Origin of the sequence: Dactylosporangium sp. CA-139114, assembly GCF_050955725.1 — a bacterium.
GTDB lineage: Bacteria > Actinomycetota > Actinomycetes > Mycobacteriales > Micromonosporaceae > Dactylosporangium.
On sequence record NZ_CP192080.1, the window covers coordinates 7,812,463 to 7,825,468 of the forward strand.

At 70.7% G+C, this 13,006-nt stretch carries 10 protein-coding genes; 3 read left to right on the top strand and 7 right to left on the bottom strand.

From position 1 onward, the window contains the following. A complete protein-coding gene (locus ACQP2P_RS34780) occupies positions 1-630 on the bottom strand; it encodes a TetR/AcrR family transcriptional regulator (RefSeq protein ID WP_433608192.1) in 630 nt (209 codons plus the stop codon). Positions 631-685: 55 nt separating this feature from the next. Here ACQP2P_RS34780 and ACQP2P_RS34785 point away from each other — a divergent pair, with 55 nt between their 5' ends. Both ACQP2P_RS34785 and ACQP2P_RS34790 read left to right on the top strand, forming a co-directional pair. After that, positions 686-1,435, top strand: coding sequence for a hemerythrin domain-containing protein (locus tag ACQP2P_RS34785; protein ID WP_433608194.1), 750 nt, complete (start codon positions 686-688; stop codon positions 1,433-1,435). Beyond that, a complete protein-coding gene (locus ACQP2P_RS34790; protein ID WP_433608196.1) occupies positions 1,432-1,887 on the top strand; it encodes a nitroreductase family deazaflavin-dependent oxidoreductase in 456 nt (151 codons plus the stop codon). The genes ACQP2P_RS34785 and ACQP2P_RS34790 overlap by 4 nt, the downstream gene beginning before the upstream one ends. Positions 1,888-1,912: 25 nt before the next feature. Here the strand turns inward: ACQP2P_RS34790 and ACQP2P_RS34795 are convergent, their stop codons facing one another. From ACQP2P_RS34795 to ACQP2P_RS34815, 5 genes are all read right to left on the bottom strand, one after another. Beyond that, on the bottom strand, positions 1,913-6,760 hold the full coding sequence (locus ACQP2P_RS34795; RefSeq protein WP_433608198.1) for an NAD-glutamate dehydrogenase: 4,848 nt from the start codon (positions 6,758-6,760) through the stop codon (positions 1,913-1,915). A gap of 212 nt (positions 6,761-6,972) precedes the next feature. Further along, the gene (locus tag ACQP2P_RS34800; protein ID WP_433608200.1) at positions 6,973-9,006 is read right to left on the bottom strand and encodes a beta-1,3-glucanase family protein; all 2,034 of its coding nucleotides are present in this window, start codon (positions 9,004-9,006) and stop codon (positions 6,973-6,975) included. A gap of 177 nt (positions 9,007-9,183) precedes the next feature. Further along, a complete protein-coding gene (locus tag ACQP2P_RS34805; protein ID WP_433608202.1) occupies positions 9,184-10,056 on the bottom strand; it encodes a metal ABC transporter permease in 873 nt (290 codons plus the stop codon). Then, positions 10,053-10,823 (bottom strand): metal ABC transporter ATP-binding protein, encoded by a 771-nt coding sequence (locus ACQP2P_RS34810; protein ID WP_433608204.1) that lies wholly within the window; start codon positions 10,821-10,823, stop codon positions 10,053-10,055. Before ACQP2P_RS34810 ends, ACQP2P_RS34805 begins: the two co-directional genes overlap by 4 nt. Beyond that, positions 10,820-11,722, bottom strand: coding sequence for a metal ABC transporter solute-binding protein, Zn/Mn family (locus ACQP2P_RS34815; RefSeq protein WP_433608206.1), 903 nt, complete (start codon positions 11,720-11,722; stop codon positions 10,820-10,822). The genes ACQP2P_RS34810 and ACQP2P_RS34815 overlap by 4 nt, the downstream gene beginning before the upstream one ends. A 278-nt stretch (positions 11,723-12,000) precedes the next feature. Between ACQP2P_RS34815 and ACQP2P_RS34820 the strand changes: the two genes are divergently transcribed. Then, positions 12,001-12,393, top strand: a complete 393-nt coding sequence (locus ACQP2P_RS34820) for an SCO5389 family protein (protein WP_433608208.1) — start codon at positions 12,001-12,003, stop codon at positions 12,391-12,393. Between the two features lie 82 nt (positions 12,394-12,475). On the opposite strand, the gene ACQP2P_RS34825 is transcribed toward ACQP2P_RS34820, so the two are convergent. Beyond that, positions 12,476-12,880: a biotin transporter BioY gene (locus ACQP2P_RS34825; protein ID WP_433608210.1), complete on the bottom strand. Its 405-nt coding sequence runs from the start codon at positions 12,878-12,880 to the stop codon at positions 12,476-12,478. Between the last annotated feature and the right edge of the window lie 126 nt (positions 12,881-13,006).

Here is a 13,006-nt window from a genome sequence, read left to right on the forward strand (position 1 = left end):
TCATCGCAACAGCAGGCGGTCCATGCCGTCCATGAGCCAGTCGACGCAGTCGGTCAGCGACCATCCCCGGCCGAGCATGAACGCGTCCGCCGCCTGCGGGCCGAGGACCGCCCAGTAGATGTCCGTGGCCCGCTCGACCGTCAGCTCCGGCCGCAGCAGGTGCGAGCAGGACTCGATGATGGTTGCCGCGTCGCGGTGACGGCGGCGTTCGTACTCCTCCCACGCCGTGGCGATCTCGGGATCACCGGGCGCCGCCTCGCGGAACGTGCGCAGGATCGGCCCCGCCGTCGGGAGCCAGTCCATCGTGATCTCGCGCAGCAGGCGGAGCTTCTCGTCCTTGGCGCGCGCGTTGAGCATCCGCTGGAACCGCTCCTGCGCGAGCAGCGGCATGTCGCCGCCGGCGCCGGCGATGCTCCGGTCGACCGCGGCCAGCAGCAGCGCGGCCTTGCCGCCGAGTGCGAAGACGGTCTGCGCCGAGACGCCCGCGTGCGCCGCGACGGCTTTCATCGTCGTCTCGGCGTACCCGAGCCGGGTGAAGCACTCCGCGGCGGCGGCGATCACGGCGCTTCGCGTCCGCTCGGCCTGCTGTGCGCGGATCTTCGAGTGATATGTCCGCTTTCCTTCGACCACTTATTGACTTTATCAGAAGTCAATTCATAGTATCCTGACTCAAGCGAAAGGAGAGATGATGACAACCACCATCCGGCCGGACGGCGCCCCCGGCGTCGAGCAGCTCGTCCTACCCGGCCAGACGGCCGCGCCCGCCGGCCCCGTCGACCCCGCGGGCATGTACCTGATGCACCACGCCTTCCGGCGCGACCTCGCCCTCTTCACCGCGGCCACGGCCGCCACCCCGGCCGGGGACCGGGCGTGCTGGAAACGGCTGCAGCGCCGGTGGGCACTGTTCTCGGGCGTGCTGCACAAGCACCACCACGGCGAGGACACCGGGCTCTGGCCGCTGCTGCTGGCGCGCACGGCCGGTGGCGAGGACGCCGCCGTCCTGCACGCGATGACCGCCGAGCACGAGCACATCGATCCGCTGCTGCAGGCCTGCGGCGACGGGTTCTCCGCCCTGGCGGCCGGGGCCGCCGGCGCCGCCGACACGCGCGCGGCCCTCGCCGGGCACGTCACCGAGCTGCGCGACCGGCTCCAGGCCCACCTCGCCCACGAGGAGCGTGACGCGATGGCGCTCGTCCAGACCTACCTCACCCAGCACGACTGGGAGCGGCTCGACAAGGAGCACTTCTCGCCGGACTACAGCCCCCGCGAGGTCCCCGCAGTGCTCGCCTGGGTGGTGTACGGCCTCCCGCCGCACGCCGTGCGCAAGATCCCCGGCGGTCCCGTCCTGCACGCGCTCGGAAGGCTCCTCGTCCGGCGGTTCGCCCGCGCCGAACGCCGCACCTTCCGCTACGTCGCACCGGCGGCCGCCGCATGAGCACCGGCGCCCGCGCCAGCCGCCAGGACCGCCTGTTCACCTGGGTGAGCAGGCATGTGGCCCGGATGCACATCGCCCTGTTCCGCCGCACCAACGGCCGGATCGGGCACCGCTTCCGCGGCAATGACGTGCTGCTGCTGACGGCCCGCGGCCGGCGCTCGGGTCAGCTGTTCACGGTGCCGATGCTGTACCTGCGCGACGGCACCGACTACATCGTGGCCGCGTCCAACGGCGGCATCGACCGGGAGCCGCAGTGGTGGCTGAACCTGCTGGCCGACCCGAACGCCGTGGTCGAGACCCGCGGGGCGCGGCTCAGCGTGACCGCGTCGGAGGTGCAGGACGAGCAGCGCAGCGCCCTGTGGGCACGGCTCGTCGCATCGCTCGCCGCCTACGAGGGCTACCAGGCCAAGGTGCGCCGCCGGATCGCCGTCGTCCGGTTGCGCCCACAGTGACGCCGGGGCGGCGCCGCGAAGACGGCTAGGCGGCGGAGGTACGGACCAGGGTGCGGATCTGGCGGAGCAGCACCGAGATGGCGGCCATGTCACCCGGGGACTCGCCGAACTCACCGATCGCGTTGCGGGTGCGGGCGATCGACGTGGCGTTGCTCTGCTCCCACTCGTGGACCCGGCCCACGGCGTCGTCGTCCGCCGCCGTGTCGTTGAGGACCTCCGCCGTCAGGGCCGCCAGCACGGCGTAGAGGTCGTAGCGCAGCGCCATACGGGCCAGCGTCTGCCACCGGTCCTCGCGGGGCAGGTCGGAGATCCGCGACAGCAGGTCGTAGACCCGGAAGCGCTCCGACAGCACGTAGTACACCTCCGCGACCTCGCTGACCCCCCGGCCGGTTCGCGACGCGACCTCGACGATGTCGAGCAGGCCGAAGCCGTACAGCATCCGGGTGGTCGCGTCCGCGATCTCCGCCGGCAGGCCCAGCCCGCGCAGCATGGCGACGTTGGCGTGCAGCGCCTCCCGCTCCTGCCCGCGGTACAACGTCGGCAGTTGTGGCAACAGGCGCGAGACGCCGGGGCGCAGCCGGGCGGTCTCACCCGGGACGTCGATCGGCACCCGCCGGTTGGAGACCAGCCAGCGCACCGCCCGGTCGAGCAGCCGCCGCATCGCCAGATAGACCGCCGTCTGCACCTCCGCCGGGACCTGGTTGTCGAGGGACTCGACGGCGCGGCGCAGCTCGCCCAGGCCGAACACCTCCTGGGCCACCACGAAGGCCCGGAGAATGTCCGCGGGGCCGGTCCCCGTCTCCTCGGAGGCGCGGTGGAAGAACGACATGCCGCCCTGGTTCACGGCCTCGTTGACGACCGCGGTGGTGACGATCTCGCGGCGCAGCGGGTGCTCGGCCATCGCCTCGGCGAACCGTTCCCGCAGCGGCGTCGGGAAGTACTCGACCAGGACCTTGTTGGTCCACGCCTCGTCGGGCAGGTCGGAGTCGAGGATCTCGTGCTCCAGCACGATCTTCACGTAGGACAGCAGGACCGCGAACTCGGGCGAGGTGAGCCCGACCCCGGTGGCGGCCCGCTCGTCGAGCTCCTCGTCGCTGGGCAGCCCCTCCAGGGCCCGGTCGAGCTGCCCGCGCCGCTCCAGATCGGCGATGAGCCGCTTGTGCACGGGCAGCAGCGAGCGCGACTGCGCCCGCGCGTTGCCCAGCGCGGTGGCCTGGTCGTAGTTGTCGCGCAGGACCAGCTCGCCGACCTCGTCGGTCATCTCGGCCAGCAACGGGTTACGCTCGGCCGCGTCCAGCTCCCCCGCGGCGACCGCACGATCGAGCAGGATCTTGATATTGACCTCGTGGTCGGAGCAGTCGACGCCGGCCGAGTTGTCGATGAAGTCCGTCGCGATGCGGCCGCCGTTGAGCGCGTACTCGATACGGCCCCGCTGGGTCAGGCCCAGGTTGCCGCCCTCGCCGACGACCTTCGCGCGCAACTCCCGGCCGTTGACCCGCACATAGTCGTTGGCCTTGTCACCGACATCGGCGTGAGACTCCGCGGTGGCCTTGACATAGGTGCCGATACCGCCGTTCCAGAACAGGTCCACGGGCGCGGCGAGGATCGCGTGCATGACGTCGTTCGGGGCGAGCGGCCCGGTGGCCGTGATCCCCAGCACCGCCCGGGCCTGCTCGGAGAGGTTGACCGACTTGGCCGTGCGCGGGTAGATGCCGCCACCCTCGGACAACAGCGACCGGTCGTAGTCGTCCCACGAGGAGCGAGGCAGATCGAACATGCGCCGCCGCTCGGCGTAGGAGGTCGCCGCGTCCGGGGACGGATCGATGAAGATGTGCCGGTGGTCGAACGCGGCCACCAGCCGGATGCACGGCGAGAGCAGCATCCCGTTGCCGAACACATCCCCCGACATGTCACCGACACCCACCACCGTGAACGCACTCGCCTGCGTATCCACACCAAGCTCACGGAAATGCCGCTTCACCGACTCCCAGGCACCCTTGGCCGTGATCCCCATCTTCTTGTGGTCATAGCCCGCCGACCCACCCGACGCGAACGCATCACCCAACCAGAACCCGTACCGCACCGAAATCTCGTTCGCGATGTCCGAAAACGTCGCCGTACCCTTGTCCGCCGCCACCACCAGATACGGATCATCCGGATCATGACGCACCACATCCGGCGGCGACACCACCTTCCCACCGTCAAGATTGTCCGTCACATCCAGCAGCGCCGAAATGAACAACTGATAACACGCCACAGCCTCGTCACGGTCACCCGGATGCTGCTTCAGCACAAACCCGCCCTTCGCCCCCGTCGGCACGATCACCGCGTTCTTCACCATCTGCGCCTTGACCAACCCCAAGATCTCCGTACGGAAATCCTCCCGCCGATCCGACCACCGCAGACCACCACGCGCCACCGAACCGAACCGCAGATGCACACCCTCGAACCGCGGCGAGTACACGAAAATCTCAAACCGCGGCCGCGGCGCCGGCAGATCCGGAATCGACTGCGGATCCAGCTTGAACGCCGTATACGACTTCGGCCGCCCACCATCCCCACGCTGGAAAAACGACGTACGCAACGTCGCCTGAATCACATGCAGGAACGAACGCAGAATCCGATCCTGATCCAGGCTGGTAACCTCGTCGAGATCGGCGTTGATCGCCGCGACCATCTTCTTCGACCACTCCCACCGCGCCGTCTCCGACAGGTGCAGCCGCGGGTCGAAGCGAGCCGTGAAGAGGTCCACGAGTTTCGCGGCGATCGACGGATAGGCCAGCAGGGTCGTCTCCATGTAGTCCTGGGAGAAGACGGTGCTGGCCTGGCGCAGGTACTTCGCGTAGGCCCGCAGGATGACGACCTCGCGCCAGGTGAACCTGGCCTTCAGCACGAGGGCGTTGAAGGTGTCGACCTCGGCCTCCCCGCGCCAGGTGGCGTAGAAGGCGTTCTCCAGGTGGGGGCGGGCCTCGACGATCGACCGCGAGCCGGCCGGCAGCTGCAGCCCGAAGTCGTACAGGTAGACGGTGCCGTCGGAGCGGGCGATCTCGTAGGGCCGCTCGTCGGTGACCCGCACGCCGAGGGAGTGCAGCACCGGCAGGACGGCGGAGAGGGTCATCGGCTTGCCGTAGCGGTACACGTTGAACCGGATGTCGCTTTCGGCCTGGCGGCGGCGGTACACGTGCACGACGAGCTGGCCCGGTTCGTCGAGCAGCTCCAGCTGGTCGACGTCCTTCACCGCTTCGCCCGGCGTGTGCTCGTCCTTGTACGTCTCCGAGAGGGCGTCGCCGTAGCGCTGGTGCAGCACCTTGGCCCGGTGCTCGTCGTTGAGCTTGCGCTCCAGCTCGAGGCGGAAGTCGTCGTCCCACAGCCGGGTGGCGTCGGCGAGGCGCTCGGTGAGACGGTCGACGTTGATGTCGCCGGGCGGGTTGCCGGGCTCGGTGCGCACGATGAGGTACACGCGGGCGAACTTGGACTCGCTCACCTGGGTCGTGTAGTCGACCCCGACGCCGTTGAGCTCGGCGACCAGGATCTGCTGGATGCGCAGCCGGTTCGCGGTGGTGAACCGGTCCCGCGGGAGGTACACCAGGCAGGTGATGAACCGGCCGTAGGCGTCGCGGCGCAGGATCAGCTTGAGCTGACGGCGGCCGGCCAGGCGCAGCACGCCCATGACGGCCTTGTAGAGCTTCTCGGTGCCGATCTGGAACAGCTCGTCGCGCGGATAGGTCTCCAGCGTCTCCATCAGCTGCTTGCCGGAGTGCGAGCGCGGCGACAGGCCGGAGCGCTCGGCCACCTCCGCGACCTTGCGCCTCACCACCGGCAGGTCACGAACGCTGGTCCGGTAGGCCGTCGAGGAGAACAGCCCGAGGAAGCGCTTCTCCCCCACGACGTTGCCCTCGTGGTCGAACTGCTTGAAGCCGATGTAGTCCAGGTAGGCCGAGCGGTGCACCGTGGCCCGCGAGTTGGCCTTCGTGATGATGAGCAGCCGCTTCTCCAGCGCCCTGGCGTAGGCCTCCGCCGTCATCGAGGACAGCACCCGGGGCTTGGCCTGGTCGGCGCGCAGGATGCCCAGGCCCGAGCCGAGCACCGCCTGCAGCAGCTCCTCCCCCTTGTCCCCTCTCGTCAGCCGGTACTCCCGGTAGCCCAGAAACGTGAAATGGTCGTCGACGAGCCAGCGCAGCAGCTCGACCGAGTCCGTGATGTCCTTGTCCGGCACGGGCAGCCGCGCGGAGCCGAGCTCGTCGGCCAGCGCGAGCGCCTGGGTGCGCATCCTCGGCCAGTCCTCGACCGCCTCGCGCACGTCGTTGAGCACCCGGGCCAGGTCGGTGCGCAGCCGCTCGATCTCCGCCGCGTCGCGGATCCGCTCCACCTCGACGCGGATCCAGTTCTCGACGAGGTCCCCCGGCGCGGCGTCCTCGGGCTCCAGGCCGACGCGGACCTCCTCCAGCGCGCCCAGCGGCGCCCGCCGCACGACGACGAGCGGGTGCACCAGCATGTGCACGTCGAGATCGCGCGCCTGCAGCGCGCCCGTGACCGAGTCGACCAGGAACGGCATCTCGTCGGTGACGATCTCCAGCGACGTACCGCCGCAGACACTCCCGCCCATGCGCAGCTTCACCTCGCCGGGCACCCGCTGCCGGGCCAGCTCCACATGTGACCGTGTGGCGGCAACCATCTTCGCCGCCTCGCAGCCGGCGAGCTCCTCGTCCGGCACGAGGCGCCAGTACCGCGCGACCAGCTCGGGGTCGGCGTCCTGGGCGGTCGCCAGGGCCAACGCCTGCGCGACCAGGCGCTCCGCATCGGGGACGCGCCGCTCCAGCTCGTCGTCCCTGACCGCGGGTTCGGCGGTGCTGTCGCTCGCCCGGGAGTGCATCGGTCTCTCCCCTCGCCCACGCCGGCCTGCCCAACCTTCCGAATACCCGGGCTGGGCCGGGTAATCGGAGTTCGGCATCGGGGAGCCACCGGCCCGGCGGCCTTCAGCGCCGGCGCGGCCGGCACCAGGTCGTTCGACGGGTGAGACGCGGACCGCTCACGGGCGGGGCCGGGCGGCGACCCGAGGGCCGCCACCCGGTTGGCGTTCGGGCCTCAGCTCAGCGCGAACTTCTGCGCCGCGCTGCCGTTGCAGTCCCAGATCTGCAGCCGCGTGCCGTTGCCCGTCGCGCCGCTCGGCGAGTCGAGGCAGCGACCCGACTGCGGGTTCTTCAGCGAGCCGTCGGCCTGCTGGACCCAGTTCTGGCCGCCGACGCCGTTGCAGTCCCACAGCTGGACCTGGGTGCCGTTGGCCGTACCGTTGCCGATGATGTCCAGGCAGCGGCCCAGCGTGCGCAGCGAGCCGTTGGACTGGTGGAACCAGTGCTGGTCCACGGCGTAGGACTGGCAGTCCCACAGCTGCACCGCCGTGCCGTTGCCCCCGTTGTCGTCGCCGGCGACGTCGACGCACTTGCCGCCGGGGCCGAGGATCACGCCGCCGCCGTTGACGGCGAACTTCTGCGCCGCGCTGCCGTTGCAGTCCCAGATCTGCAGCCGCGTGCCGTTGCCCGTCGCGCCGCTCGGCGAGTCGAGGCAGCGGCCCGACTGCGGGTTCTTCAGCGAACCGTCGGCCTGCTGCACCCACTTCTGGCCGCCCACGCCGTTGCAGTCCCACAACTCGACCTGCGTGCCGTTCGCGGTCCCGTTGCCGTTGATGTCCAGGCACCGCCCCAGCGTGCTCAGCGAGTTGTCGGCGTTGTGCGTCCAGTGCTGATCCACCGCGTAGGACTGGCAGTCCCACAACTGCACCGCCGTGCCGTTGCCCCCGTTGTCGTCGCCGGCGACGTCGACGCACTTGCCGCCGGGCCCGGTGATCGTGCCCGCGGCCGCCGGGCTGCCCGTGGAGCCGCCGCCGGTGAACGAGGTGAGGGTGATGCCGGCCGAGCGCGGGTCGCTGTTGTTGACGAGCGACTCGAAGTTGCCGACGTCGTCGAACGGGAAGGCGTAGGCCTTACCGTCGACCATCTTCGAGTGGATGATCTTCGCGTACTGGTTGGTCGGGTTGTTCTGGTAGAACTGGGCGGCGTTGGTGCTCGGCTGGGTGTCGACCGTACCCAGCGTCCCGCGGTTCAGGGCCGCGCAGAGCGTCCGGGCGATCGGCCCGACCACCAGGTCGTTCGGCGCGGCGAGGTTGCCGGCGCAGCCCCACACGTCGCCGCTCGACGGCCTGGTGAACGAGGCGACCTGCTGGCCCGACCCGTTGGTGAACGTCATGACGGCGCCCGACGTGCGGCCGAAGTACTTCGTGTTCGGCTGATCGGCGAACGGCACCACGGTCAGCGTCTTGGACGCATACGCGTTCCAGGCGGACGAGATGTACGAGTCCAGGTAGGTGGTGCTCAACTGCCCGGCGTCGGCGGCCTTGCCCGGCGACAGCACCCGCAGCACGGTGCCGTCGGAGCGGGTGTAGACCGAACCGCCCCAGCCGGCCTGCGCCTTGATGCCGTTGATGATGGCGTCGCGCCCACCGGAGACGAGCTCCCCGGTGCGGCTCGTGGCGCCGTTGCTGCCGGTCACGCTGACGACGTGCGGCACCGCGAACATGTCGACCTGGGAGCTGTTGAGCCACAGCCCGTCGTCGTTGTAGGTGAACTCGCTCCAGTCGAAGAGGATGTCGCGGTTGGAGTCGCCGCCCGCCCACGGCGCGGGCTGGACCAGGCCGTCCGGGGTCAGGTAGAAGTTCAGCTTCCGCCCGAGCGAGAAGTAGACCCGTCCGGACAGGCCCCGCGGGACCTGGAGGGTGACGGAGCCACCGTTGCCGGGCCCCCCGATCGCCACGTCCGGCGCCGGCGTGGGCGGCGTGCCCCCGGCCGGCCAGGCGGTGAAGGCGCCGGCGGCGTTGACGTAGCCGAGGCGGCCGGTGCTCAGGTTGGTGCCGAGCACGTAGAGGTAGACGGCGTCGCCGCGGCCGGTGTTGTTGGTGACCGTCATGGGCAGCACCGCCGGGCCGACGGCCAGCGACGCCGGTGCCGCGACGGTCACCGCCGCGGCCACGGCGGCCGGGACGGCGACAGCGAGGGCGGCGACCGCCGACAGGAGTCTCCGGCGCCGGCGGGCGATCGGAAATGTGTGTTCGTGTTCGGTTTCCACAGCCGTTGAGCCCCTTCTCAAGCACGGGCGGGAGGGGTGATACACGCCAGCTCATCCCCCACGTGGCGGACGTGAGAGCGCTTTCAGCATGGTCGCCGCCGGTAAAGATAGTTGTCAATAGCGAACACGCGAGAACATTGATGTTGCAATGCGTTGGAGGCCCGGGCGGCGTTGACGTCAGGGTTCGTGACGGCTGCGCAGCGGGACACGCCTGCCGCGGGAGAGGCCGGCGAGCCGGCAGCCGAGGTAGATGGTGAAGGAGATGGTGGTGACGTACGGGCTGATCGGGATGCTGCCGCCGAGGGCGAGCAGGATGCCCCCGACCATCGAGGCGACCGCGAAGACGACGCTGAGCAGCGTGACGAGCAGGGGCGAGGCGGTAACGCGCATGGCCGCGGCCGCCGGGGTGCACACGATGCTCAGCACGAGCAGCGCGCCCACGATCTGGACGGACATCGCCACGCAGAGGCCGAGCAGCAGCATGAACGTCGTCGACAGCGCGGCGACCGGCACGCCGCGGGCCGCCGCGAGGTCCGGGTCGGTGCTGGCGAAGCTCAGCGGGCGCCAGATCGCGGCCAGCCCGATCAGCACGATCGCGGAGGTCACGATCAGCCAGGACAGCTGCGGCGTGTCGACCGCCACGATCTGCCCGGTGAGCAGACCGAACTTGTTCGCGGACCGTCCTTTGTAGAGCGCGAGGAAGAGCACGCCGAGGCCGAGGCCGAACGGCATCAGCACGCCGATGATCGAGTTGCGGTCCCGGGCCCGGGCGCCCAGCGCGCCGATGACCACGGCGGCCAGGATCGAGCCGAACAGGGAGCCCGCGACGACGTTCACCCCGAGCAGCAGCGCGCCCGACGCGCCGGCGAACGACAGCTCGCTGATGCCGTGCACGGCGAAGGGCAGGTCGCGCCTCACGACGAAGGTGCTGGTCAGGCCGCCGACCACGCCGAGGATCGCGCCGGCGACGAGCGAGTTGTGCACGAGGGCCAGCAGCCGCGCGTAGTCCGCGAAGTTGAAGATCTGGTCCCAGAAGCCGGTCGCGGTCATGCGGGCAGGCCGGCCACGACGATCCGTCCCGCCGTGTGCAGCACGTCGATGGGCATGCCGTACAGCTCGCTCAGCGTCGCGGAGTTGAGCACCTCGCCGACGGTTCCGACCCGGAACTGCCCGCCGGCCAGGTAGAGGACCCGGTCGACGTACGGCAGGACGGGGTTGATCTCGTGCGTGACGAACACGACCGCGGTGCCGCCGGCCCGGCGCCGGCTGTCCACGAGGGCGGTGACGGTGCGCTGGCTGCGCATGTCGAGCGAGAGCAGGGGCTCGTCGCAGAGCAGCAGCTTCGGGTCGGCGACGAGGGCCTGGGCAATGCGGACGCGCTGCCGTTCGCCGCCGGAGAGCAGGCCGATCGGCACGTCCGCCAACCCGCTCGCGCCGACCGCGGCCAGGACGGCGTCGATGCGCCGGCGCCGGTCGCGGCTCGGCCGGCCGATGCCCCACCGGTGGCCGTCGAGCCCCTGACCGACGGCGTCGCGGACGCGCAGCGGGACCAGCGGATCGACGTGCCGCTGCTGCGGCACGTAGCCGACGTCGTCCCGGTTGCGCCGGGGCGGGTGCCCGGCGACCAGGAGCGTCCCGGCGTCCAGCGGCTGCAGGCCGAGGACGGCGCGCAGGAGGCTGGTCTTGCCGGAGCCGTTCGCGCCCAGGACGGCGACGAACTCGCCCGCCTCGACCCGCAGGTTCAGCCCGCTCCAGAGGCGGCGCCGCCCGTAGCGCAGCGCCGCGTCGCGCAGTGTCAGTGCCGTGCCGGTGCTCATCGCAGCGCGTTCTCGATCGCCGCCAGGGTGTCGCCCATCCACGTCAGGTAGTCCTTGCCGGCGGGCAGGGTCTCGGTCACCGGCACGACGGCGACGCCGGCCGCCCTGGCCGCGTCGAGGACCTTCCGCGTCTGCGGCCCCGAGGTCTGCTCGTTGTAGGCGAGCAGCGCGACGTCCTTGTGCGCGAAGAGGTCGAGCGTCTCCCGCAGAACATTCGCCGGTACGTCGGTGCCTTCCTCGATCGCCTCGCTGAACTCGTCCGGCGTCTTGTTCACCAGCCCGCACGCCTCCAGCAGGTACAGCGGCACCGGCTCGGTGACCGCGACGCCCGCGCCGGGGTGGGCCGCCTTGATCGCCGCCTGCCGCGCCCGGAGCTGCTGGACCTTCTGCTTGAACGCCGTGGCGTTGGCGGCGAAGGTCGGCGCGCCCGCCGGGTCGGCCTCGCCCAGCGCCGCCGCGAGCCGGTCGGCGAGGTGCTCCACGGTCGCGAGGTCGTACCAGACGTGCTCGTTGAGCTCCCCGCCGTCGGCGGCCTTGCGGCCCGAGACGTCGACGACGTTGATCACCTTCGGGGAGCCGCCGGCCGACCGCAGCATCGTGTCGACGAAGTCGTCGTAGCCGCCGCCGTTCTCGATGACCACCCTGGCCTTCGACAGCTCCAGCTGGGTGCGGGTGTTCGCCTCGTACGAGTGCGGGTCGGCGTCCGGGTCGCTGATGATCGACGTGATGGAGGCCCGGTCGCCGGCGATCTGCCTGGCGATGTCGCCGTAGACATTCGTCGAGGCGACGACCGGAACCGCCGAGCCGGACGGCGCCGCGGCCGGCTTCCCCGGCGAGGACGAACCGCACGCGGTCACGAACATCGCCAGCGACAAGGCACCGGCCCCCCACCATGTCACACCTCGGCGCACCACGACTGTATGCCCACCTTCCGCAGCAATCCGCAATGAAATTCGTTTTCAAGAAGGACCTTAGGCCACGACCATCGGCGCGATCAAGCCCGTAAATCCATTGCCACGAGTGCATATGCGCATGTCAGGCGCTGGTTGGCGTCCGGCGGTTCCGCTTGACTCCGAAAATGAAAACCGATACCAACAAGGGGAGGGCCGCCTTCGCGGCCCCGGGCTACACCCTGGCGCCGGCGACCGCCGAGCGCTGAGCACGAAGGAGGAGCACCATGTCGCTCAACGTCCCCACCGCCCTGCTGGAGCGCGCCGAGGCCGGCCCGGTCGACGACGCCGAGTTCGTGGCGTGCGTGCGGGAGTCGCTGCCGTACGCCTGGACGGTCATCAGCGGTGTCGTGACCGACCTGCGCGCCGCGGGAGGCGACTTCGCCGACCACAGCGTCCCGCCGCCGAGCGAGGCCGAGCGCGGCCAGTTGCTGCGCGCCCTGGCCAGCGACGCCATCCGGGGCGGCCTGGAGCGGCACTTCGGCGTGACCCTCGCGTTCCAGAACTGCCACCGGGTCGCGGCGTTCGCACCGTCGGCCGTGGGCGGCGACCGGTACGGTGCGTTCGTCTCGCCGCGCGGGCAGCTGCTCAACCAGTCACCGGAACTGCGCAACTGCTGAGCCGCGCCCGCAGCGCCGGGCCGGGGCGCCCGGCCCGGCGGTGCAGCGCCCGACCGACCGCACGGGTCTGGCGCAGGAGGGATCAGCGCTCGTTGTCCTGCACGCGCCGCACCACGGCCCAGGCCGCCGGCAGCAGCGCCGTCGCGAGCAGCACCTTGAGCGCGTCGCCGGCCAGGAACGGCACGACCCCCGCATCCAGCGCGCGCGTCAACGACAGGTGGGCCGCGACCGCGAGGTACGGCACGCCGAACGCGTAGATGCACAGATTGCCGGCGACCATCGTGCCCGCGGTCCGCAGCGGCGTCCGGTCACCACCGCGCCGGGCCAGCGCGCCGACCACGGCGCCGGCCAGGACGAACCCGATGACGTATCCGAACGAGACGACCCCGGCGCCGCTCGTGCCGCCGGCGAACCACGGCACCCCCAGCACGCCCACGGCGAGGTAGAGCGCCATCGAGGCGATCGGCAGTACCGTCCAATTCGTCACGCGGGCCGGCTCGTCGAGGGACCGCACATGCGCCGGTCTATGTGCCAGCTAGCTGAACGCCTTGTCGCACTGCGTTGACGGCATTTCTTTGCACACCCCGCGACGCAAGCCGAATCCGTGTATCGA